Here is a 25169-nt window from a genome sequence, read left to right on the forward strand (position 1 = left end):
TTTATTTAGAAAAACTCAGCTTCGCATAGGCATCGTGCAGGTGAATGGATTCTTCATTGTGACATTCAATCTCAAAAGCCGACACCCAATCAAGCTCGTACAAATCAGCGGCAATAAGACGAATGAGATCCTCGACAAACCTTGGATTTTCATAAGCGGTTTCTGTTACTGCTTTTTCATCAGGCCGCTTCAAGACAGGGTGAAGCATGGCACTCGCATTTGATTCCGCCGCATGCAAAAGATCCGTTTTAAAATCCTTCGGCAGTGGTGCTTCCGGGTGTATGTCGGCCAGAATGTTGACCGTCCCTCTTTGATTATGGGCGCTGTATTCACTGATTTCCTTAGAGCAAGGGCAAAGGGTCGTGACTTTTGCTGAGATGCCGACACGCTGAAGGTACGGCTGGTCCTCTTGATACGACATGTGAATCGTTATATCAGCATGCATCAATCCCGCTTTTTGCAACATCGGGCTTTTCCGTTCAAAATACCAAGGAAACCGCACCTCAACCGCAGCAGACTTCTGATTCATCTTCTCTGCCAGCTCTTTCGTAAACTGCTGGAGGGAGTCTAATGAGAGAACCCAGCCTCTTTGATGATAGTCTTGAAGCTGTTCTGTTAACCGGCTCATATTAATGCCCTTTTGGTTCCGCTTCAGATTGGTGGCCATTGTAAAATTCCCGACCGTGGCCTGTTCAAAAGGCTCCATGGCTGAAGTGATCGACATCGGGTGAGACACATTGGATATCCCTACATGATCAATCTCAAAAAAATAATCTTTGTTTGTATTTTGAAGGTCCTTCATTTTCTCCTTTTCAACAGGCTTTTCGCCTTTCACAGGATCAACCGAACCGAAATATTGATGGCGCTCCGCCTTTTTCGGCAGCATGATGTTTCGTTTCAATCAGAAAACTCCTCTCTCTAACAAATCGTAATAATTACTATTTATTTTGATGATTTCCCTTGTTAAAATCAAGAGAAATGTTGAATGACTTAAAAAAAGACCCGTAACAAAACGGGTCCCGCAAAACTGACAGGCGGTCCAGACTAAGAAGCATCAGCCGGCTCACTGCCTGCGCGCCACGCCTTTCTCCAGTAATATCCCGCCCCAAGCACAAGTCCGAAAGCCAGCAATGCGATACATGAAAATGTGATAAATCCAATGGCATAAGAACCGGTCATCTGTTTTAACGTTCCTAAAATGTTCGGCAGAAAGAATCCTCCGATTCCCCCCGCAGCGCCGACGATGCCCGTCACCATTCCAATTTCTTTTCGAAAACGCTGCGGAACAAGCTGAAATACCGCCCCGTTCCCCATTCCGAGACTCATCATTCCGATAAATAAAAGAACAATCACAATGGAGAGCGACGGAAGACTGCTGACCCCGGCCATACAGAGGGCTACAACGATAAACAATACTGAAAGAACCTTAGTGCCCCCGATCCGGTCCGAAATCCAGCCTCCCACAGGGCGGAAAAAGCTCCCTGCGGCTACGCATAATGTCACGAAATCACCCGCGTGAATTTTCGATAATTGGTATTGATCGACGAAGAAAATAGCTAAAAAGCTGGAAAGGCCAACAAAACCGCCGAATGTGACACTGTAAAGCAGACAGAAATACCATGTTTCCTTTTGTGTAAACACATGCAGATAGTTTTTCAGCGGCTGCGGCGCAGGCTGTGAAGGGGAATCCTTGGCAAAGGCGACAAAAATGATAAAGACGATAGCAAGAGGAATAAGAGCGATTCCCATCACACTGTGCCAGCCAAACTGTTCTGCAAGACGGGGGCCAAACAGCGTTGCGAACAAGGTCCCGCTGTTCCCCGCACCGGCAATCCCCATCGCGAGCCCCTGAAGATTCGGCGGATACCATCTGCTTGCCATCGGCAGTGCAACCGCGAAGCTTGCGCCTGCCACTCCCAGAAGAATCCCGATGGCATAAAGTTCAGGAAGAGAGCGCCCCCCGACCGTTCCCCAAAGCAACGGAACCATGGTCACGAGCATGCCGATCACTGCTGTTTTTTTCGGACCAATTCTGTCAGTCATGACGCCTAAAATCAACCGAAACACCGAGCCTGATAAAATCGGAACAGCAACCACAAGCCCTTTTTCAAAAGGTGAAAGGCCAAAATCTTGAGAAATATATACGCCAAGCGCACCCAACATCACCCAAATCATAAAACTTACGTCAAAGTATAAAAAAGAGCAGGCCAAAGTGGATGGATGTCCGCTTGTTTTGAGATCCCACAGCTTCATAACATTCCCCTCTCAAATCGTTTTTTCATTTCAATTTTCTGAATTAAGAATATCTGAGTGCAATTTTCCAGAAAAGACATGTGTAAGTAAATGTGACACGTTTAATGCGTTAGCAATGTAATATGCCATAATTCTTAAAAAGAGAGTTTTTACAAGCGGCGTTATGAGGAGGTCTGGCAAATGAATAAGCAAACGCTGATTTTAATAGGGAATGGCATGGCCGGCGTTCGCTGTATTGAAGAAATTGTAAAGCTTGATAGCAACGCCTTTGAGATTGTCATTATCGGAAGTGAATCGCATGTCAACTACAATCGAATTCTATTGTCCTCCGTTTTGCAGGGTGAAGCCTCACTGGATGAGATTACACTGAACAATAGCGACTGGTACGCCACACATGGAATCACCCTTTATACAGGAGAAACCGTTGTTGATATAGATACAGATAAGCAGATCGTTATCACGGACCAAAAGCGCAGCTTGTCTTACGATAAGCTGATTGTGGCTACAGGCTCATCACCTTATATTCTCCCGGTACCCGGACATGACAAAGAAGGCGTGTACAGCTTTCGGACAATAGAAGATTGCCAGTCATTTATAAACATAGCCGGTCATTATCAAAAAGCGGCCGTCATCGGCGCTGGGATATTGGGCCTTGAGGCGGCAATCGGCTTAAAAAACCTCGGAATGGACGTAAACGTTATTCATCACTCTTTCTCCATTATGCAAAAACAGCTGGATCAAACAGCGTCACATATTCTGAAATCAGCGTTGGAACGAAAAGGGCTGGCCTTCCTATTACAAAAAGATACTGAAGCTATTTTAGGAAACTCGCGGGCAAGCGGCGTCCGCTTTACAGACGGTTCATCCATAGAAGCCGATTTAGTTGTGATGGCAGCGGGCGTCAGACCCAATATTCAATTGGCCGCATCTGCAGGTATCTCAACAAACCGCGGCATCATTGTTAATGAATACATGCAGACCAGCATGCCGAATGTGTATGCCGTTGGAGAATGCGCTGAACATAACGGAATCGTATACGGCCTGGTAGCGCCGCTTTATGAACAAGGAAAAGCCCTTGCAAAACACATTTGCAGCGTTCTCGGCGAGGGGTATCAAGGCACTCCCCAGTCAGCCGCGTTAAAAATAGTCGGCATTGATGTTTGGTCAGCAGGAAAGGTACACGCTGACGAAACCACAACAAGCATCCAGCTCTATGATGAACAAGCCGGCATTTACAAAAAAGCGCTATTCCAAGATGATAAGCTGTCCGGTGTTATTTTATTCGGAGACACCCGTAACAAACAGCAGCTTCTCGACAGTCTGCTCAAACAAAGAGACATTTCAATTGTCAAAAAACAACTCATTGAACCGAATCAAACCGCAAACGTATTCAAATCGATGCCAGCCAGTGAAACCATTTGCCAATGCAACTCCGTGACGAAAGGTTCGATTATGGAAGCCGTTTACACAAAAGGACTGAAGACAGTCGAGGAAGTCAGAAACTGCACAAAGGCGTCAGGCTCTTGCGGAGGATGCAAACCGCTCGTTGGGGAGCTTCTGGCATACGTGTTAAGCGGCGAACATACAGAAAAAGCGGGCAAAGCGCCGTTTTGCGAATGTACCGGCTTCACGGAAGAGGAAATCATAGCCGAACTGCAGCGCCGTCCGTTCACTGCTCCGGCAGAGGTCATGAATCATCTGGGCTGGAAAACGGAAAACGGCTGCCAAACCTGCATTCCAGCGATTCAATACTACTTAGAAATGATACGGCCGGGCCTTGTGCAAAACCATGAAACAGCCATGAAAAAAGGAGATACATGCACCCTGATCCCCCAAATGTACGGCGGGTTGACCAATGCGGAGGAATTAAGAAGGATAGCCGACATCATTGAAATATACAACATCCCAAGCGTTTCAATCACTCACAGCCAAAGACTGCGGCTCTCCGGAATCAAACCGGACGATCTCCCAAACATTCGTCAAGCCTTACAAATGCCGATTTGCTCCAATCCTCACTACACGGTGCATAACGTGACTTCCTGTACGTGCGGTCAAAATGGTTCCTTTCAAACGCTGGCAGGCAGCATAGAAAAGAAAATCGAAAACCTCTCCATGCCGGCTCCGGTTTCGATCAGTCTATCCTGTGAAAAGGACTGCGCGGATGCGGCCATACAAGATATCGGTGCCATTCAAACCTATGGAGGCTGGGACATATACGCCGGCGGCCGCCGAGGAACACATGCACGTGCCGGAGAACTGCTTTGCGTTACTGAGAATCAAAAAGACACTGCAAACATGATCAAATGTCTTCTTCAATATTACCGAGAAACGGCAAATTACTCAGAAGTACTTCATCAATGGATGAGGCGCCTCGGCATCATTCATATCAGAGAGATTTTGTTTGATCAGGATATGCGGATACAGCTTCTTAAAAGTCTTGAAACAGACGTGTCACTGATTCAAAATCCGCTTACACATGTAAAGCGCTCATAAGAAAGGGTGAGGCATTATGACAGAACGACTGCTAAAATATTTCCGCGAGAAACAGCAAGACATCCAATCAGAAAAAACGTATGACACCCAATGCCCGTTTTGCAGCATGCAATGCAAAATGCAGCTCATTGAACAAACCATTGTCACACGAAAAAAATATACGGCAATCGGCATCGACAATCCAACGACACAGGGCCGTTTATGCATGAAAGGCATGAACGCCCACCAGCACGCCCTCCATTCAGCCCGCATTACCCACCCGTTACTCAAAAAAAACGGCGAATTCGTGCGGGCTACCTGGGATGAAGCCTTAAACTACATCAAGGAACAAGTCACAACGATTCAACAAGAAGACGGCCATGACGCAATGGCGGTCTACGGGAGTGCGTCCATTACAAATGAAGAAGCCTACCTTTTAGGTAAATTCGCCCGAGTCGGCTTACAGACAAAATACATCGATTACAACGGCCGGCTCTGTATGTCCGCGGCAGCGACGGCAGCCAATCAAACATTCGGCGCGGACAGAGGCTTGACGAATGCTTTATCGGAGATTCCCCATACACGCGTCATTATTCTGGGCGGTACCAATATCGCTGAATGCCAGCCGACGATCATGCCTTATTTTGAAAAAGCGAAAGAAAACGGGGCTTATATCATTGCCATCGACCCCCGAGAAACGCCGACAACTAAAATCGCCGATCTCCACCTCAAAATCAAACCCGGAACAGATGCCGCACTTGCCAATGGATTAGTCAAAATCATCATAGAAGAACAACTGATCAACGAAGACTTCATCCAGACCCGGACAACCGGATTTGAAGAACTCAAACGTCATACGGCGGCTTTCAGCTTACATGACATTGCTGAAAAGACGAGTGTTCCTCTTGAATATATCCGAAAAGCCGCTGTGAAATTTGCCAAGGAAGAGTCCGGTATGCTGTTTACAGCGCGGGGAATTGAACAGCAGACAGACGGAACGGCAGCTGTCAGAGGTTTCTTAAATATGCTTTTGATCACAGGGAAAATCGGCAAGCCTTACTCAGGCTACGGCGCAATCACAGGGCAGGGAAATGGGCAAGGCGCCCGAGAACACGGACAAAAAGCCGATCAGCTCCCCGGATACCGTTCGATCGAACACGAAGAACATCGCGCGTATATTGCAAAAGTGTGGGGAATCAGCCAGGACGATCTGCCGCGAAAAGGCGTCTCTGCCTATGAATTGATGGAAAAAATCAACGAAGGCCACATCACGGGCATGTTTCTGATGTGTTCAAATCCCGTTGTCTCCAATCCAAATGCCAACTTTGTCAAACAGGCTCTGGCAAAACTGAAATTCTTTGTCGCTATCGATTTGTTTATATCAGAGACTGCGAGACTCGCTGATGTCATCTTGCCCGCCTCCTCTTACTTAGAAGATGAAGGCACCATGACAAATGTCGAAGGCCGCGTGACTCTAAGGGAAGCGAGCCGACCTTGCCCCGGAGAAGCGAAACACGATTGGCAGATCATTTGTGATATTGCGTCTGTCCTCGGGAAAGGACAGTATTTTTCCTATACGTCAGCAGAGGACATCTTTAACGAACTCAGAGAGGCAAGCCGCGGCGGCATTGCCGATTATTCCGGCATCACATACGACCGGCTCAGACAAGAAGGCGGCATTCTGTGGCCCTGTCCGGAACCGGGTCACCCGGGAACTGAGCGATTATTTGAATCTTCATTCGCCCATCCGGATCAAAAAGCAAAATTAAGTGTCATCCAAAATGAACCGGCTGTGCAAAAAGAAAAGCCGACAGCCGAATATCCATTATTTTTAACTACCGGAAGAGTCATGTCCCACTACTTAACAGGTGTCCAAACAAGAAAAAGCGCCGCACTTGCCGCCAGACACTTTGAATCGTTTATGGAAATCCATCCGAAAACGGCTGAAGCATACAATGTCGAAGACCGTGTGCTCATTAAAATAGAATCCCCGCGAGGAAGCATTGTTGTTCGAAGTAAATGGTCAGAACAAATGAGACCAGATACCATTTTTGTCCCGATCCATTGGGCGGATTCTCAAAATGTGAATGATCTGATTGGCGATGACTTAGATCCAACCTGTAAAATGCCGGGTTTTAAAGTTTGTACGGTACGAATCAGTTCTGCATAATTTTTCATAAAATTTTTAGAAAGTTTCGTATTTTTTGTTACATTTTATAACATGCATCTTAAATATTTCTTTTTACTGTGCTACTCTGGGAAAAACATTGATAAGGAGCGGATCATCTGATGGGAAAAAAACAGCTAGTCCTTGTTGGAAATGGAATGGCCGGGGTAAGGGCCATTGAAGAAATACTTAGCGTTTCAAAAGACGAATTCCAAATCACAATTTTTGGTTCCGAACCGCATCCCAACTACAACCGAATCCTTCTGTCAAAAGTGCTGCAAGGCGATACCGATATTAAAGACATTACCTTGAATGATTGGAACTGGTACGAAGAAAACAATATTCAATTGTATACAAATGAAACAGTCAGCAAAGTGGACCCGGAAAACAAAACTGTGATCACCGATTCAGGCAGAATACAGCCTTATGATGAACTGATCTTGGCCACGGGTTCAGTCCCTTTTATCCTTCCGATTCCGGGTGCAGATAAAAAAGGCGTCACAGCATTCAGAGATATAAAGGATACAGACATCATGCTTGCCGCGTCAAAAGAATATAAAAAAGCCGCAGTGATCGGCGGTGGCTTACTGGGCTTGGAAGCCGCGCGCGGGCTGCTGAATCTCGGGATGGACGTGTCCGTTATCCACCTCGCTCCCTTCCTGATGGAGCGTCAGCTTGACGCAACAGCCGGCCGCCTTTTACAAAACGAGTTAGAAAAACAAGGAATGACCTTTTTACTTGAAAAGCAAACAGAAGAAATTTACGGAGATGACAGGGTCGAAGGCATCAGATTTAAAGACGGCACAAGCATCGAAGCTGACTTAGTCGTCATGGCCGTCGGTATCCGCCCGAATACCAAGCTTGGAGCGGAAGGCGGGATTCCGGTCAACCGAGGAATCATCGTCAACGACTATATGCAAACCGAAATCCCGCACATTTATGCGGTCGGCGAATGCGCCGAGCACCGAGGAATAGCTTATGGACTCGTCGCGCCTCTTTATGAGCAGGCAAAGGTACTGGCCAAGCAGATTTGCGGCATTGACACAAACCCATACGAAGGCTCTGTTCTCTCCACTCAATTAAAAGTATCCGGAGTCGAGGTTTTCTCTGCCGGTGACTTTAACGAATCCGACGATAAAAAGGCCATCAAGGTATTTGATGAGCAAGACGGCATTTATAAAAAAATCGTGCTTCGTGAAAACAAAATCGTCGGTGCTGTTTTATTCGGTGACAGCAGCGAAGGCAATCGCCTATTTTCAATGATCCAAAAAGAAGCCGATATCTCTGAAACATCTAAAATCTCAATTTTACAGCCGCTGAATCAAGAGGCAGGCACCAGCCTTGTCGCCGCCATGAGTGATGATGAAATCATTTGCGGCTGTAACGGTGTGTCAAAAGGAAATATTATTCATGCCATTCAGGAACAGGGCTGTTCGTCAACGGATGAAATCAAAGCATGCACCGGAGCATCCCGCTCATGCGGAGGCTGTAAACCGCTTGTGGAGGAACTCCTTCAGTATACGCTGGGATCAGATTTTGACGCATCGGCGCAAAAAGAAGCGATTTGCGGCTGCACATCATTGTCGAGAGACGAAGTGGTGGAAGAAATCAAAGCCAAAGGGCTGTCACATACGAAGGAAGTCATGAACGTTCTAGGCTGGAAAACGCCAGAAGGCTGTTCCAAATGCCGCCCGGCGCTTAACTACTACTTAGGCATGGTCAATCCGACCAAATACGAGGATGAAAGAACATCCCGCTTTGTCAATGAACGGATGCACGCGAATATTCAAAAAGACGGAACTTACTCTGTCGTGCCAAGAATGTACGGCGGCGTGACCAACTCACATGATTTGCGCAAAATTGCCGATGTGGTAGACAAGTATGAGATTCCGCTCGTCAAAATGACAGGCGGCCAGCGGATTGATCTGATCGGCGTGAAAAAAGAAGACCTTCCGAAGGTGTGGTCCGACCTCGATATGCCGTCAGGCTACGCGTACGGAAAAACGCTCCGCACGGTAAAAACCTGTGTGGGCGAACAATTCTGCCGCTTCGGGACACAAGATTCCATGGCCTTAGGCATCGCCCTTGAAAAAAAATTCGAAGGACTGAACACGCCTCACAAAGTCAAAATGGCTGTGTCCGCCTGTCCGCGAAACTGCGCAGAGTCCGGCATTAAGGACCTTGGCGTTGTCGGCATTGACGGCGGCTGGGAGCTTTATGTCGGCGGAAACGGCGGAACCCATTTGCGTGCGGGAGATTTATTAATGAAGGTCAAAACAGATGAAGAAGTCCTGGAAATCGCAGGTGCTTATCTTCAATATTACCGGGAAACCGCCAACTATTTAGAGCGTACTTCCGCATGGCTGGAACGCGTCGGTTTATCCCATGTCCAATCTGTATTAAATGATCCGGAAGAACGGCAAGAGCTGAACGACCGAATGAATGAGACACTCTCTGTCCACAAAGATCCGTGGAAAGACTTCCTGGAAGATAAACAAACCTCTAAAGAATTATTTGAAAATGTCGTGACCACATCATAATGACGGAAACAAACATTGAGGAGGAATGGACATGGTGAACAAAGACGTAACGAAAGTATGTATCGGGAGAATGGATGAATTGCCTGAACAATTAGGAAAAACAGTGTATATTGAAGATAAGGAGCTTGCGGTATTTAAGCTCTCGAACGGGAGCATCCGCGCGATTGAAAACCGCTGTCCCCATAAGGGAGGCGTCCTCGCAGAAGGCATCGTCAGCGGCGAATATGTCTTCTGCCCGATGCACGACTGGAAAATCTCCTTAGAAAACGGAATCGTTCAAGAGCCTGATCACGGGTGTGTCAAAACATACGAAACGCTGATCGAGGGAGAACTTGTTTATCTTGTATATTGATCAAAGACCGGATCACTTTCCAAGTGATCCTCAGATTGTTGACAAAATCCTAAAACAGTTTAATGGTTTTAGGATTTTGTCATCTTTTCAGCGTGATTGAAAACCATTGAAGTCTAGGAAGACCGAGCATCGGAGCGCAGCGAATGTTGAAATTCGTGAGTACCGAAGCGCAGGACTGACAACGAATGCGATGGTTTGTCGGCACGCTGCGGATCACTTTCCAAGTGATCCTTCATTTTTTACAGTGACGGAAGGATGGCGTTATCATGAAAAATGGGATCGTGTATTTTGTGGGAGCCGGACCTGGAGATCCAAGGCTGATCACCCTGAAAGGAAAACAAGCGTTGGAGGAAGCGGATGTGATTCTATACGATCGGCTTGCAAACCCCAAATTGCTTGAATATGCTCAGCCGGCCTGCCATTTCATTTATTGCGGAAAACTGCCTGACCGCCATTTTATGAAGCAAGCAGAAATTAATGCCTTGCTGATTGAAAAAGCATCAGAAGGCTTAACCGTTGTGCGTTTGAAAGGCGGAGACCCGAGCGTTTTCGGCAGGGTCGGCGAGGAGGCCGAAGCCCTCCATCAACACGGTATCCGCTATGAAATGGTTCCGGGCATTACATCAGGAATTGCAGCGCCGCTATACGCGGGAATCCCCGTTACGCATCGGGATTTCGCCTCTTCCTTCGCCATGATCACCGCACATGATACATCATTAAAAGGCACTCCGAATCTTGACTGGGAAGGGCTTGCCCGCGGTGTTCAAACCCTTGTATTTTACATGGGTGTTAAGAATTTGACCTTTATCTGTCAACAGCTCATCGCATACGGAAAATCTCCCTCCGTCCCTGTTATGGTCATTCAATGGGGAACGTGGGGCCGGCAGCGCAGCGTAAAAGGCACATTAATGGACATCCATCAAAAAGCGGCAGATGAACAGATTAAAAACCCTGCGATTATTGTAATCGGCGATATCGTCTCTTTTCAAAAGCATAGCTGGTTTGAATCAAAACCTTTAATCGGCCGCCATATTATGATGATTACATCTGGTGAAGAAGAAAGCCCCCTCGCAAAAGAACTGCGCGAAAATGGAGCAGATGTCATCGAATGGCCAAAATGGAACGTGCAAAAAACACCGATCGATGAAAACATATTGAATCGGCTTCAATCCTTTGAAGACATATTATTCACGTCCCGGCGTGCTGTATGTGAATTTTTTCGTATGTTGGCATCAAAGAAGACGGACATTCGCCAACTAAGAGGCCGTCTGTCCGCTGACTCTTTATCGGCTCAGGCTGAGCTTGAAAAAAGAGGATTCGAAATTGCGAGTAACATTCAGTATAACGGAGCCTTATTAATCATAGGAGAAAAACAGATCGTTCAAGAGAGATTTCATCATGCGGACTTGTGCAGCTCTTATGACGTATTCATCACTCATGAAAATGTGATTGATGACCGATTCACATCTATTTTCAAACGGTCGATCGATGAAACTCCATTACATCTCATTTTGTGTGAAAACAAAAAATGTATGGAGCAGCTTATTCGTGAGAAAGAACGAATTGGAGTTTTATCCGAACCAAGCAAAGAGCCGATACCGGTTGTTTGTTTAAGTGAGGAAGCTGAAGAAACGGCCAGACAACACGGGTTTCCGGATGTCCATCGTGTCAAAGCTGACGGAACTTCTCTAATCGAATATATTCACAATCATCAGCACCACGCAGAAAAAAGACTCCTTCACAGCTGATATACCATAAGCCCTTGCTTTCGATCATCGCAAGGGCCTTCTTTTATTTATGGATTAATTTCTTATGATGCGTCGAATACATCGCCATGTTTTCCGCTTCTGGGTCGAGATAGGCCTTCGCGCTGTTGACCGCTGTCGGACCTTCAGTGAGACCCCCGGCAATCAATCTGAGCTTACTCTCGTAACTAGCGGCATCACCCGCGACAAACACACCGGGAAGATTCGTCCGCATATGTCTGTCAGCCTTAATCCTGCCCTCTTCAATATCTAAACCCCAGTCTAGCATCGGACCGAGATCAATTTTAAAACCGTGATTAATAATGAGTTCATCAAGGTCGATTTCTTCGGTATGCCCAGACTCAGTATGACAAACGGTGACGCTTTCGATGCGTTCTTCTGTGCCGCTGAGATGTTCCAGCCGATAAGGAATAAGCACCCGTGCAGATGACTGCTTCATTTTCGTCACGCTGCTTTCCAGTCCGCCGAATTCCTCCCGGCGGTGCACGACAGTAACAGACGCCGCAATCGGTTCCAGCTCATTGGCCCAGTCGACCGCAGTATCTCCCCCGCCAGAAATCACGACCCGTTTGCCTTTAAACGCATCAAGTTTCTCCACTTTATAATGAAGATTTTTCCCCGCATACCGGCTCGCATTCTCGCTGTCAAACTCATTGACCTCAAGCGTGCCCATACCGACAGCCAAAATGACGGTTCGTGTATAGTGCTTTTCCCCCTCAGCACTTGTCAGCACCATGGTTCCGTCATCCAGACGCCCAAATCCGGTCACTCGCTGATTCAGGACAATATCAGGGTCAAACGTTGCCGCCTGCTCCTTCAGCTGTTCGATCAGCTTCTCCCCGGCAATCCCCGGTATCCCGCCGATATCGCGAATGATTTTCTCAGGGAAAAATAAAGACACCTTTCCCCCGAGCCGCGGCAGAAACTCGATCACTTTCGTTTTCAGCTCCCGCATGCCGCAGTAAAAAGCCGTAAACAGCCCGATCGGTCCCCCGCCTATAATCGTGACGTCATACACCTCTTGGTTCTCAGCCATCCGTCCTGCCTCCCGTTCAAATCTATTATCAACGTTGCTTCATTTTAATTGAGAATGAATATCAATACAAAGTATATCATATTTCAAGAGTTTGGTGTCCATTCATTTCATCAGCTTGTGGAAAATAGTCAAAGATCCTATAATAGTCAGAAAACAAACGAGGCGAAATTGATGAAAAGACGAGTCGAAACCATAACAGTCGAAGGCCTTACACTTGAATATTCGATCGCCGGCAAAGGAGTGCCCCTCCTTCTCATGCATGGCGGACATGCCAATTGTTACGAAGAATTTGGATACACGGCACTGATTGAACATGGTTATTCAATCATCACTCCTTCAAGGCCTGGTTATGGACAAACATCAAAAGAGATCGGAAAAAGTCTTGCCCAAGCCTGCCAGTTTTATGTAAAACTATTAGATCATTTACACATAGAAAGCGTTCACGTACTCGCCATATCAGCAGGAGGTCCGAGCGGCATACGCCTTGCCTCACAGTATCCAGAACGAGTTAATAGCCTGATTCTGCAATCTGCAGTCACCAAAGAATGGCTCACCCCTCAAGACACGGAATACAAAGTGGGCAGAATTTTCTTCCGTCCGCCGATTGAAAAGTGGGTGTGGAAGCTGGTTTCTTCCCTGAATAATGCCTTCCCTCGCATAATGTTTGCCGCTATGAGCCCCCAGTTCAGTACGCTTTCTTTTCAGCAAATCAAGCCCATGATGGCCGAGGAAGACGTGGAAGCGTTTCGGAAAATGAACAGCCGCCAGCGCTCAGGAGAAGGATTTCTGATTGACTTGTCACAAACCGGCTCCGTCTCCTCAAAGGATCTGCATGCCATTTCATGCCCTGCCCTTATTATGCACAGCCTTAACGACGGACTGGTGCAGCAGTCGCACGCAAATCACGCAAAAGAACACATTCCTGACGCTGTTCTCTGTTCGCTTCACTCATGGGGGCACCTGATTTGGCTAGGGACAGAAGCGGCTGAAACCGATAGTATAGTGCTGGATTTTTTGGAATCGCAAACTGGGTGAAACGATCCTTCCTCCTCTTCCGTCAAACAATAAGTGCCTTTCTTCATGATATAATCATAGGCAGCTTTAAAAAAAGCGGAGGTTTTATATGACGACACAATCTTCTTTTCTTCAGCTAAATTCTATTTTTATCAGTATATTAATAGAAGCCATTCCATTTATTTTGATTGGCGTCATTCTTTCCGGACTCATTCAAATGTTTGTTTCAGAAGAAATGATTGCAAAAATTATTCCGAAGAACCGGTTCCTGGCTGTGCTATTCGGGGCGCTGACCGGGATATTGTTCCCGGCCTGCGAATGCGGCATCGTGCCGATCACGAGACGGCTTCTTCTCAAAGGGGTGCCGCTCCATGCGGGCATCGCCTTTATGCTGACAGCACCTATCATTAATCCGATTGTTTTGTTCTCTACATACATTGCATTCGGAAACAAATGGAGCGTTGTCTTCTACCGGGGCGGGCTTGCGCTTGTCGTGTCTATTGCTGTCGGGCTGATTTTATCGTACCAGTTCAAGGACAACCAGCTGCTTGAGCCTTCCGAACCCGCACATCAGCATCATCATACACAAAGTTTGCTGCAAAAATTGGGCGGAACGATGCGGCATGCCATTGATGAGTTTTTTTCAGTGGGAAAATATTTGATTATCGGCGCCTTCATCGCGGCCGCCATGCAGACGTATGTCAAGACATCCACTCTGCTTTCAATCGGGCAAAATGATGTGTCCTCTTCCCTTGTGATGATGGGTCTGTCGTTTGTCTTATCTCTCTGTTCAGAAGTAGATGCCTTTATCGCATCTTCCTTCAGCAGCACATTTTCATTAGGATCGTTAATCGCCTTTCTTGTTTTTGGCGCGATGGTTGATATTAAAAATCTGTTAATGATGCTTGCGGCTTTTAAGAAACGATTTGTTTTCCTGCTCATTACGTATATCGTCGTGATTGTATTGGCGGGATCATTACTTGTGAAGGGGTGATCGGATGTTTCGTCTATTAGTGCTGATGGGATTTACCTTTTTCTTTTATCATCTGCACGCCTCAGGAAATCTGACAAAATATATTAATATGAAATATTCCTACCTGTCCTTTATCGCGATCTTCCTGCTGGGCATCCTGACAGTCGTTCAGGCGTATCTATATATCAAAACGCCGGAAAAAGGAAAACACCATCATCATGATCAAAACTGCGGCTGCGGCCACGATCATGATCATGAACAACACAAGCCATTTTACAAACGCTATTTTATTTATCTTGTTTTTCTTTTTCCTTTGGTTTCAGGCATTTTCTTCCCGATCGCCACGCTTGATTCAACGATTGTAAAGGCAAAAGGCTTTTCATTCAAAGCCATGGAATCCGGCGATCACTACTCGCAAACCCAATATTTGCGGCCGGACTCCAGTCTTTATTATGCTGATGACAGCTACGACAAGCTCATGAAAAAGCTGTATAAGAAATACTCGGGCCAGAAACATATTTCTCTAACCGATGAGGATTTCTTAAAAGGGATGGAAACCATCTACAATTATCCGGGTGAATTCCTCGGACGAACGATTGAGTTTAACGGATTTGCTTATAAGGGGAATGCCATTAACAAGAAGCAGCTCTTTGTGCTGAGATTCGGCATCATTCACTGTATCGCAGATTCCGGCGTATATGGGATGCTTGTGGAGTTTCCGAAGGATATGAATATAAAAGATGACGAATGGATTCATATTAAGGGCACACTGTCCTCAGAATATTACCAGCCATTCAAATCAACGCTTCCCGTCGTGAAAGTGACAGACTGGAAGACGATTAAGAAACCTGATGATCCGTACGTATACCGGGGATATTGAAAATTTGAAACCAGTACAAGTACTGGTTTCTTTTTTAATCCTTTTTCATCAGGATCAAATCAAGATAAAGCTGGCACCTCGTTTTGAAGTCGCTTAGATCAATGGATGTCATTTCGAGTATCTGCTTAATGCGGTAGTTTAATGTATTTTGATGAATAAACAGCTGTTCTGCGGCTGGTTTTGTTTTGCAATTATTCAAGAGATAGATTTCCAGTGTTTTCAGCAGCTCTGTACTGCTTTCCCTGTCCTTCGCCTTTATTAATGCCAAGTCTTTATTGACATATCCGAGACGCTGATTCTTTTCATCTATGCTTTCAAGATAGCGGTAAATGCCGAGTTGGGCGTATTCATACGGAATGTTCTCCTGATTACCCGTGATTTCCGCAGCTTTAATGACTTCCAATGCTTCTATGTAACTCTTGCCAAGGTTCAAAATGTTATCATAAACGTTACCGATACCGATATATATTGGGGTAGGAATTTTTTGAAAGTGAAAATGAGTTAACAGCTTGTTAATAAATTCAGCAGCTGCTGAGGAGACGGAGCTTTTTTGGGAAAAACTCGCTACGACAATTACAATATTCGATTCAATGGTTAGCACATGGCTGACCTTATCCCGTAAATTGAGGTATGATCTGATGTTTTCTTTTAAATCCTCCACGGCTTCTCCATCCCCATTGGCAGCGTGTAAGATCACGACAGAAAACACGGAAGGCAGCACGGTGTTGATTTTCTCAGCTTCCCGCCTGAGTTCCTTTTCGGATGAAAATTGCTGATAAATAGCCCTTTTCACCAAGTCTTCCGATCTTTCTTCTTTTTCCTGTTTCAGCTTTTTTGTTTTATATATGATCTTCCCTACATGAAAGGAAGTCTCGTACAAAAACGCCAGCTCTTCCTCTGTAAGATTGCAATCAAGCTCTTGAATCCAGATGTAGCCCATGACTTCCCCTTTGTGCTTAGCACTCACGACCACCCTCTGGTTTAACCCGATGCTCTCTATTTTTGTGACTCGAAATGGTTCAGGAACCGTTTTTAACTTTTCTATGATTCCGTCTTTCAAAAATCTCTCGAATATTTGCACCGGACACTTCTTCGAGAAAATCGTCTGCTGGTTCGCGGAATCAAAATGGTTAATGTAATAAGAATTGTAGGCAAGCAAAAAGAAATCCGCGCTTTCCAGAATCACCGGTTTTTGTAATTCATAGCTGATAAAATCAATTAATTTATCAATGTCTGAAAATGAAAAAACTCTCTCTAAAAGCTCTTCCATACCTTTTTTCTCCTATGCTTTTTTACTTTAATCATACTTTGTACAAGGGCTTGTTGTATAGGAAAATATAAAGATTGTTTCCTAAATGCTCTCCTCAAGGAAAAAAGAGGAAGAAAGATAATTCCCTTCCTCCTCTTTTCTATATCCCCTTTACTGTGACAGCGTATCTTTATAGTCGTTAAACTGCTCTGCGACTGCTTTTGACGGAGCCTGTGTCAATAAGCTGACAACAAAGACAGATAGCAGACTCGCGGCAAAGCCGGGAATCATTTCATACAGAAAGTCCGAAAGACCGGCATTCGCCCAAATGATTACAGTAACTGCCCCTACAATCATGCCGGCGAGTGCCCCCCATTTGGTCATCCGTTTCCAAAACAAACTGAGCAAAATCACTGGCCCGAATGCTGAACCAAAGCCGGCCCAGGCATAACTGACCAAGCCCAAGATCGTGTTGTTTTTCTCCCATGACAATAGTAAAGCGACGATTGAAACAGCAAGCACAGACAGCCGGCCTAATAACACCAGTTCTTTATCTGAAGCTGAACGTCTGAACATCGTTTTATACAAATCTTCTGTCAGAGAGCTGGATGTCACCAGCAGCTGAGAAGAAATTGTACTCATGACCGCGGCTAAAATAGCGGAAATCAAGAAACCTGTGATGATTGGGTGAAACAGGATGTTACCTAATTGAATAAAGATCGTCTCCGGATCATCCAAGGTTAGGCCGCGCTGATGATAAAAAGCGAGTCCTCCTAAGCCGGTCAGCACTGCACCGACAGCCGAAAGAATCATCCAGCCCATTCCGATTCTGCGCGCTTTTTTAATCTCTTTGACAGACGTAATCGCCATAAAACGCACAATGATATGCGGCTGTCCAAAGTAGCCCAATCCCCAGGCAAACAAAGAAATAATACCAAGCACACTAGTGCCTTTAAACATGTTAAACATATTAGGATCAACAGAACGAATTTCAGCCGTTGTTTCTCCGATACCGCCCACATGGAAAATCGCGACAACTGGCACAAGAATCAATGCTACAAACATAATGATTCCTTGGACAAAATCAGTCCAACTGACTGCCAAAAAGCCGCCAAACAAAGTGTATGCTACTACAACACCAGTCACAACCCATAAACCGGTATGATAATCCATACCTAGTATACTGTTGAATAAAACGCCGCCTGACACCATTCCGGACGATACATAAAACGTGAAAAAGACTAAAATGACAATCCCTGAAAACAGTCTGAGAAGCCTCGATCGATCTCCGAAGCGATGCTCAAGAAACCCAGGAATCGTAATGGAATTCCCCGCTTTTTCAGTATATGTTCTTAAACGCGGCGCAACATAAAGCCAGTTCGCCCATGCGCCAAGGCAAAGCCCGATGGCTATCCAAACACCGCTCAGCCCTGTCGAAAACATAGCGCCCGGAAGCCCCATTAAAAGCCATCCGCTCATATCGGCAGCCCCCGCACTGAGAGCGGTTACGGATGGGCCTAAAGAGCGCCCTCCCAACATATAATCCGTCAGATTTGACGTACGTTTGTAGGCAAAATAGCCGATCAACAGCATGCCTGCCATATAAATACAAATCGAAATAATCAGCTGTGTGTTTTCTATGGCCCTTCCTCCTCTGTTTTATGATATATGGATGAAATGGACATCCCCGCAGGGAGGATGCCCATTTAGTCCCGGTTAAAACATTTCACTGATTGTTTTTGCCTGCATGTGCAGAGCCAAGTAATCCGGACCGCCGGCTTTTGAGTCCGTACCGGACATTTTGAAGCCGCCAAACGGATGGTAGCCGACAATCGCGCCCGTACAGTTACGGTTGAAGTATAGGTTCCCCACATGGAACTCCTGTTTTGCGCGTTCAATATGTTTGCGGTTGTTTGTGATCACCGCGCCTGTCAGACCGTATTCCGTATTGTTCGCCACTTCTAAAGCTTCATCAAAATTGGACACTTTAGAGAAACCGACAACAGGTCCGAAAATTTCTTCCTGCATCAATCTTGCATTCGGATCAAGGTCAGCGAAAATGGTCGGCTTGATGAAGTAGCCTTTTGAATCGTCACCAGTGCCGCCGCTCACTAAACGGCCTTCCTCTTTTCCGATCTCGATATAACTCATAATTTTATCATAAGAACCTTGATCAATGACAGGTCCCATATAAACATCTGCGCTGTCAGGGCTTGCCGTCACTTTTGATTCTGTGATTTCAATTACGCGCTTCAATACTTGATCATACACTTTTTCATGAACCACTGCACGTGATCCCGCAGAACATTTTTGGCCCGCAAATCCGAATGCTGATTGGAAGATCGAATTTGCAGCCAATTCAACATCTGCATCCTCATCGACAACAACCGTATCTTTACCGCCCATTTCAGCAATCACGCGCTTCAGGTGCTGCTGGCCAGGCTGTACTTTTGCGGCGCGCTCAAAAATTCTTGTGCCGACTTCTCTTGATCCCGTGAACGTAATAAGGCTTGTTTTCGGATGATCGACAAGGTAGTCGCCCACTTCAGCGCCGCTTCCCGGAACAAAGTTGACAACGCCTTTCGGAAGACCTGATTCTTCAAGCACTTCTACGAACTTAGCAGCGATGACCGGTGTTGCGCTGGCCGGTTTCAGAACAACCGTATTTCCTGTCACAATCGGCGCTACAGTTGTACCTGCCATGATCGCAAATAAGAAGTTCCAAGGCGGAATAACAACCGCTACACCCGTCGGCGTGTATACATATTGGTTCTTTTCGCCTTCGCGGCTGTTTACAGGCTTTCCTTTTGCCAACTCAACCATCTGGCGCGCGTAATATTCCATAAAGTCAATCGCTTCTGCCGTATCAGCATCCGCTTCATTCCAAGGTTTTCCCGCTTCTTTCACAAGCAAAGCCGAGAATTCATGCTTTCTGCGGCGGACTTTGGCAGCAGCGCGGAATAGAACAGCCGCTCTTTCCTCAGGAGTTGTGTATCTCCACTCTTCGAACGCTTTCGCAGCGGCTTCGATTGCCTGTTCTGCATGTTCTTGTGATGCTTTTGAGACCCTGCCGACAACTTCTTCTTTATTCGCCGGGTTGATAGATACGATTTTTGATTCTGTTTCTACTTTTTCTCCATTGATGACAAGCGGATAATCTTTGCCTAAATATTCGTTTACAACGGCAAGCGCCTTTTGGAATTCCTCAATATTCTTCTGATCTTGAAAATTTGTGAATGGCTCGTGTTTGTAAGGTGTTGTCATAGTAATCTCTCCTTTTGTGTTGGTGTTATTTCTTCGTCATACCTTTAAATGCGAATGCGATGTTTGACGGGCGTTCGGCCAGACGTCTCATAAAGTAGCCGTACCAATCGTTTCCATATGGGAGGTACACTCTCATGTTATATCCTTCTTTTACGAGGCTTTGTTGGGTTTGCGAGCGCATGCCGTACAGCATCTGAAACTCAAACATGTCTTTCGTGATGTTATGCTCACTTGCAAGCTGTTTCGTAAACTCAATCATTTTGTCGTCATGCGACGCAATTGCAGTATAGTGACCGTTTAAAAGCTGCTTTCGAATGATCTTTTTATAATTGGCATCCACATCAGCCTTTTCAGGGTAAGCAACCTTCTCTGATTCCTTATAAGCCCCTTTTACGAGACGCAGGAACGGTTTTAACGAATCCAGTTCATCAATATCCTGTTCCGTCCGATATAAGTACGCCTGCAAAACTGTGCTCACATACTCGTAACGGCTTCTGAAATCTTTGAAAATATCAAGCGTTTTCTGGCATCTTGTTTCATCTTCCATATCAATCGTGACCATGATCTTGTGTTTTTCCGCCGTTTGAAGGATCTTCGTCATATTTTGATAGACAAGATCAAGATCTATATCAAGACCTAATGACGTCATTTTTAAAGAAACATGCGAATTTAATTGCTGGTCCGCAATCGTCTCGATCGTCCGGATACACTCTTCAGTCCGTTCTTTCGCGACTTCACTGCTGTTTACGAATTCACCCAAATGGTCGACAGTAACTGACAAGCCCTGATGATTCAGCTGTCGTATTGTCGGGATCGAACTGTTAAAATCATTGCCCCCGATAATTTTACCCGCCGCCACCCGGCTACCCCAGCTTTGCGCCATCTTATTCAATAAGTTGCTTTTGGACAAAAATAAGAAAAAATCTCTTGTAATCACTTCCAACATTAACACCCCGCAATCTAAGAAGTATTTGTATGTGTTTATTGTAAAGGGACAAAACCACCGTTCACAATATTCTCAAAAAACAAAGATTCTGATTATTTTTGTGGTTTTACCACAATCAGCTTCGTAGAAAGGGGGCGATATTTGTCGAAAAGAAAGAACAGAAAGCGACAAGATTCATCATCTTTCCGTTCCCTGTTTAAGGAGTCCACACCTCTTCAACGGTATGCAAAAGCAGGCGGTCAAGCTCTGGGGTGATATCCGCTTTATCCGTTTTTAAGGCCCTTGCGAATTGGGCGATGCCCTCTATCTCGGTCTCGATAAACTCATGTATCAAATGAATTCTCGGCTCCAGATCGAGTTCTTCTCCCCTCCTTTTGCGGTCCAGCAAGTGTTCAATCTCAGATTTCAGTCCGTCATCCGTAATAAGTTCATTCATAAGCTCTGAAAAATCCATTGGCGGAATGATTCCGTGTTTTCTAATCCACCCGCATGCCAGTATCGGCCGCAGGACATAAAAATATTTCTTGATCTTCACTTCGTCCTTTTGCAAGTAATCCTTGACGTTCCCCTTCGCCATATTGAGATAGTGGTACACACTGGCTTCCGGAGAAAAAGCCGCCGCCCGCAGCTCTCTCAGCCGATCTGCTGTGGTAAATGCTTCGTAATAAACAATCTCGGACGACAGCCATTCCAGAAGCGGCGGATTTGATTTTTTAAAAAGGCGAAGGGTTTTCCGCAATTCCCAGCCGCTGATGTCAAGCAAATCATGAATCGGTTCTTCAATCACGTCCCTTTGAGGTTCGATGGAAAAGTACCACTCTTTTTTCGGCACGTAAATAAAACGGACATCATAATCGCTGTCTTGCGACGGAAAGCCCCATGCACGGCTGCCCGATTCAACGGCATATACAATTTTGACTGCATATTTTTCTTCAATTTGTTTCAATTCTTGAAGGATTCTCTTTTTCATATCTATTCGACTCCCGTCTTTTATCATTCCCCTGATTTTACAGAAAAAAAGCCGCCTGCTTACTATTGGCGGCTTACACGTATCTCAGCCTTTTAAATGCTGCTTGAAATAGGCGAGCTTTTCCGTTTGAAAGGCTGGGATATACTCATGGCCGAAATAGCGGTATACCTTCAGTTCCTTTTCTGTTTTCAGGTGATTATACGCAGCAAACACTGTCGACGGCGGGGTTACTTTGTCAATCAGGCCGATTGACATAAGGACAGGCGCTTTCACCCGGTCAGCTAAGTTCATAATATCAAAATACGCGAGTGTCTTCATGGCCGTTTCTTCTGTTTCAGGGCTGCCGTTTTTTCTGAAAAAGGAGTTAATCTCAAGGTATGGCTGATCAAGAGCGACATCAATGGCACGCTCAAAGTTGCTTAAATAAGGATACTCCGCCACCGCCGCTTTCGGAATGTCTGACAAGGCGGCTGCGGCGATTGTCAGGCCGCCGCCTTGGCTTCCGCCCGTCACGCCGATTCTCGTTTCGTCCACCTCGTCAAAGCTGCTGATGACTTCAAGCGCGCGTACGGCATCTAAATAAACACCTCTGTAATAGTACGTTTCTTTATCTAAAATTCCCTTTGTCATCCAGCCCAATGCGTGCCCGTGCGGAGAAATGCTTGTGTCCTCACTGCTGTGCTGCCCGCGGACTAGCATACCGAATGCAGCGTATCCGTGAAGCGCCCAATTCACCATTTCATGTATTTCGCCATCATAACTCGCATTGTAACCGTGATATTTCACGATCGCCGGATGTGGGCCTGTTTTATCAGGCACAGCGTACCATCCGGCAATTTTTGCGCGCCCGAAGCTTTTATATGTCAGGCGGAACACCTTAACTCCGGCAGCGGGATAATCCACCGGCTGTAAGTCCGGCTCTGCTTGAACATTCGCAAGCTCCGCCAGTGACGCCTCCCAAAAATCAGAGAAGTCATCCGGTGCTGTTTGTTTTGGCTGATAGGTTTTAAGTTGATCGAGCGGCATATCGAATAGTTGCATTTCCGATTAAACTCCTTTGTTTTATATGATTTAAAGTTTATGTTTCTATAATATCATGTTCACCTCTCATTTTCGAAATTTTTTTACAACAGCCTCAACTCATATTTGATTAAACGTTTGTTTTAACGTATCCGGCTGATGTCCATAAAGGTTTGCGCCGTCAGACTGACATACTGTTACTTCAAAAAGCAAAGACAAGCGTGCGGACGGAGCGGATTGAAGAGTAAAATACATGTGATTCAAATGGTATGCCGGACGCTTTTTGCTTAAAAGCCATCCTCATCAAAGGGGTAAAAAGATAAATAAAAGCCGTGCGCATGAAGCGGCACGGCTTTATTTCATGGGCTGGTACAAATCCCATCCGATCTTCAAAGTGTCAACAATATAATCCGCAATCTCTTCAGGAGCGAGGTTGTCTGTTACTACTTTTGAATTATGCTTATCATATATGCTTTTTCTTTCGTTAAAAAGCTGTTCCATTTCATCCATGGTGCGGTTATGCAGAACAGGACGGCTTTCAATCAGCAGATTCGCCCGCTGCTTCCAGTTTTCCCACGATAAATCCAAATGGAGCACAAGACAATTTTCAAGGCAGCACTGTCTGATCTCCTCTTGTTTAAAGGAGCCGCCGCCCAAGGAAACGATTTTAAACTTTGTATTGCGGCAAATATTCAGGATATAGTCCTTCTCCGTTTTCCGGAAAAAGTCCTCCCCTTTTTGCTCAAACATTTCAGGTATGGTCATGTTAAAATCTTTTTCAATCGCAAGATCAACATCTATAAAATCTCTATATAATTTCTTGGCGACCAGCTGGCCGATTGTTGTTTTTCCTACACCCATAAATCCGATCAGTACAATATTTCTTTCTCTCACAGGAATGGCTCGTTTTGCGTTCATCTTCGGCGAAATCCTCCTAAGGAATGAAAAGATTAAGTTTATTATATGACAATTCAGTGTTTAATTATATAGGAGTTCGTGCATTTTGGATATTTGCTGGTAAGACACTTTTGCTTTGCGTTATTCTTTTTTCCGGCATACCATTATCCCCCTTACTCGAATGAGATTAATTGTACAATAATCCCGAAGAAATTTTAATACTTTGACGCGAAAAAGTGATAAATTATACATGAATATACTTCCGAAAATTATCTTACGATAGCACCTCCGTGTATATCTCCCCAGCAAAATTAATCTCCCTTGCCACAGCGAAATGCCGACATTCTGGCTGCGGTGATAGAAGGCGCTCTCAAACAGATTTGCCTTTTTGCCGCTCAGCAGTCCTACGCATAGCAGCAAGTATAGTATTACAAAGTAAGTTTTTTCAAAAAACTGTTTCATCTGACTTTCAGTGCTGTTTACCTATGATGAACGAAGGGAATAAGGTAAAAAATGACGGAATGAACGGAGGCATTTTTTATGAAAGTAAGCTTTTGTACAACAGGGTTAAAAAAACAGAATGTATTGGATGTCATTTCTTTTGCTGAGGAGCACGGCTTTGATGGAATTGATATGTGGTATGGCCACGTTGAGCAATACGAGCAGCAGCACGGTCCGCTCGACAGTCTGTATGATCTATTGCAGGAAAAAGGACTGAAGGTGCCTGCCGTCAGCTTGTACACTGATTTCGTGTCACAGGGTGAAGAACAAACCGAACAGGCTGTTCAAAAAGGATTGAATGCGGCAAGACAGCTTCACAGTCCTCTTATCAGAGTATTTGCAGGCAATCTCGCTTCCAACAGAACGTCTCCCGAAAAGTGGCAGAGTGCGGTTGACCAATTTCAAAAAGCGGCGCACATGGCAGATGACTATGAAGTGAATATCGGTCTGGAAATCCATTACGATACATATGCGGACACACCCGAAGCCGCGCTGAAATTTTTGGAGGATGTCGGACATTCGAGACTTCGGACGATTTTCGACGGTTCGAATCTTCACGTCAATCACATAGACCAGCTGCCTGCTTTAGAAACCGTCTTTCACACCATCAGCCATATCCATCTAAAGAATTACAATTGGAACTTCGACAGCTGGTATTTGAGTGAACCGAAACCTATCTTCCAAGGGGATCTTGATCAAAAAAGCTTTCTGAACGAATTAATGAACCGGCAATATGAAGGGTTTGTCTCATTAGAATACTTTGGAGAACACAGCGTGGCGCACATCAAAGAATCGCTGACAGAATTAGAGGCCTTTTTTACGCAAAAATAAAGCCCGGACCTTTCCTATGGAAGGGTCTTTTTTATGTA

20 protein-coding genes are annotated in these 25169 nt (G+C 45.4%); 9 read left to right on the forward strand and 11 right to left on the reverse strand.

The features are described 5' to 3' along the window. Window position 1: 1 nt before the first annotated feature. Both folE2 and GXP75_RS16335 read right to left on the reverse strand, forming a co-directional pair. On the reverse strand, window positions 2-886 hold the full coding sequence (folE2, locus tag GXP75_RS16330) for a GTP cyclohydrolase FolE2 (RefSeq protein ID WP_396022486.1): 885 nt from the start codon (window positions 884-886) through the stop codon (window positions 2-4). Window positions 887-1044: 158 nt separating this feature from the next. Next, complete coding sequence (locus GXP75_RS16335) at window positions 1045-2253, reverse strand: MFS transporter (protein WP_242557291.1); 1209 nt, start codon at window positions 2251-2253, stop codon at window positions 1045-1047. Window positions 2254-2433: 180 nt separating this feature from the next. On the opposite strand from GXP75_RS16335, the gene nirB reads away from it, so the two are divergent. From nirB to cobA, 5 genes are all read left to right on the forward strand, one after another. Continuing rightward, the gene (gene nirB, locus GXP75_RS16340) at window positions 2434-4746 is read left to right on the forward strand and encodes a nitrite reductase large subunit NirB (RefSeq protein ID WP_242557292.1); all 2313 of its coding nucleotides are present in this window, start codon (window positions 2434-2436) and stop codon (window positions 4744-4746) included. A gap of 16 nt (window positions 4747-4762) precedes the next feature. Next, a complete protein-coding gene (gene nasC / locus GXP75_RS16345) occupies window positions 4763-6895 on the forward strand; it encodes an assimilatory nitrate reductase catalytic subunit NasC (protein ID WP_242557293.1) in 2133 nt (710 codons plus the stop codon). Between the two features lie 119 nt (window positions 6896-7014). After that, complete coding sequence (gene nasD, locus GXP75_RS16350; protein ID WP_242557294.1) at window positions 7015-9432, forward strand: NADPH-nitrite reductase; 2418 nt, start codon at window positions 7015-7017, stop codon at window positions 9430-9432. A 31-nt stretch (window positions 9433-9463) separates the two neighbouring features. Continuing rightward, window positions 9464-9784 carry a nitrite reductase small subunit NirD gene (nirD, locus tag GXP75_RS16355; protein ID WP_242557295.1) on the forward strand — a complete coding sequence of 107 codons (321 nt, stop codon included), beginning with the start codon at window positions 9464-9466 and terminating at the stop codon, window positions 9782-9784. A 266-nt stretch (window positions 9785-10050) separates the two neighbouring features. Then, the gene (gene cobA, locus GXP75_RS16360; protein WP_242557296.1) at window positions 10051-11532 is read left to right on the forward strand and encodes a uroporphyrinogen-III C-methyltransferase; all 1482 of its coding nucleotides are present in this window, start codon (window positions 10051-10053) and stop codon (window positions 11530-11532) included. A gap of 43 nt (window positions 11533-11575) precedes the next feature. Here the strand turns inward: cobA and GXP75_RS16365 are convergent, their stop codons facing one another. Further along, window positions 11576-12586 (reverse strand): NAD(P)/FAD-dependent oxidoreductase, encoded by a 1011-nt coding sequence (locus GXP75_RS16365; RefSeq protein WP_214917405.1) that lies wholly within the window; start codon window positions 12584-12586, stop codon window positions 11576-11578. A 171-nt stretch (window positions 12587-12757) separates the two neighbouring features. On the opposite strand from GXP75_RS16365, the gene GXP75_RS16370 reads away from it, so the two are divergent. From GXP75_RS16370 to GXP75_RS16380, 3 genes are all read left to right on the forward strand, one after another. Continuing rightward, entirely contained in the window at window positions 12758-13621 is an 864-nt protein-coding gene (locus tag GXP75_RS16370; RefSeq protein WP_242557297.1) for an alpha/beta fold hydrolase, read from the forward strand. 88 nt (window positions 13622-13709) lie between these two features. Next, window positions 13710-14594 carry a permease gene (locus GXP75_RS16375; protein ID WP_010787583.1) on the forward strand — a complete coding sequence of 295 codons (885 nt, stop codon included), beginning with the start codon at window positions 13710-13712 and terminating at the stop codon, window positions 14592-14594. 4 nt (window positions 14595-14598) lie between these two features. After that, on the forward strand, window positions 14599-15453 hold the full coding sequence (locus tag GXP75_RS16380) for a TIGR03943 family putative permease subunit (protein ID WP_242557298.1): 855 nt from the start codon (window positions 14599-14601) through the stop codon (window positions 15451-15453). 34 nt (window positions 15454-15487) lie between these two features. Here the strand turns inward: GXP75_RS16380 and putR are convergent, their stop codons facing one another. The 8 genes from putR to GXP75_RS16420 all read right to left on the reverse strand — a co-directional run bounded on the left by putR (window position 15488) and on the right by GXP75_RS16420 (window position 23820). Then, entirely contained in the window at window positions 15488-16723 is a 1236-nt protein-coding gene (putR, locus tag GXP75_RS16385) for a proline utilization transcriptional regulator PutR (protein WP_242557299.1), read from the reverse strand. Between the two features lie 150 nt (window positions 16724-16873). Beyond that, on the reverse strand, window positions 16874-18328 hold the full coding sequence (gene putP, locus GXP75_RS16390) for a sodium/proline symporter PutP (RefSeq protein ID WP_483861626.1): 1455 nt from the start codon (window positions 18326-18328) through the stop codon (window positions 16874-16876). Window positions 18329-18418: 90 nt separating this feature from the next. Then, window positions 18419-19966, reverse strand: coding sequence for an L-glutamate gamma-semialdehyde dehydrogenase (gene pruA / locus GXP75_RS16395; protein WP_214917409.1), 1548 nt, complete (start codon window positions 19964-19966; stop codon window positions 18419-18421). A gap of 25 nt (window positions 19967-19991) precedes the next feature. Further along, on the reverse strand, window positions 19992-20903 hold the full coding sequence (locus GXP75_RS16400; RefSeq protein ID WP_214917806.1) for a proline dehydrogenase family protein: 912 nt from the start codon (window positions 20901-20903) through the stop codon (window positions 19992-19994). Window positions 20904-21108: 205 nt separating this feature from the next. After that, complete coding sequence (locus GXP75_RS16405) at window positions 21109-21882, reverse strand: nucleotidyltransferase domain-containing protein (RefSeq protein WP_242557300.1); 774 nt, start codon at window positions 21880-21882, stop codon at window positions 21109-21111. 84 nt (window positions 21883-21966) lie between these two features. Next, entirely contained in the window at window positions 21967-22923 is a 957-nt protein-coding gene (cah, locus tag GXP75_RS16410) for a cephalosporin C deacetylase (RefSeq protein WP_242557301.1), read from the reverse strand. 99 nt (window positions 22924-23022) lie between these two features. Beyond that, window positions 23023-23166, reverse strand: coding sequence for a hypothetical protein (locus GXP75_RS16415; protein WP_242557302.1), 144 nt, complete (start codon window positions 23164-23166; stop codon window positions 23023-23025). Window positions 23167-23256: 90 nt separating this feature from the next. Further along, the gene (locus GXP75_RS16420) at window positions 23257-23820 is read right to left on the reverse strand and encodes a shikimate kinase (protein WP_003328039.1); all 564 of its coding nucleotides are present in this window, start codon (window positions 23818-23820) and stop codon (window positions 23257-23259) included. A gap of 519 nt (window positions 23821-24339) precedes the next feature. Between GXP75_RS16420 and GXP75_RS16425 the strand changes: the two genes are divergently transcribed. After that, window positions 24340-25131 carry a sugar phosphate isomerase/epimerase family protein gene (locus GXP75_RS16425; protein WP_242557303.1) on the forward strand — a complete coding sequence of 264 codons (792 nt, stop codon included), beginning with the start codon at window positions 24340-24342 and terminating at the stop codon, window positions 25129-25131. Window positions 25132-25169 lie beyond the last annotated feature (38 nt).

The sequence above is a fragment of the Bacillus sp. HU-1818 genome (assembly GCF_022695965.1).
GTDB lineage: Bacteria > Bacillota > Bacilli > Bacillales > Bacillaceae > Bacillus > Bacillus atrophaeus.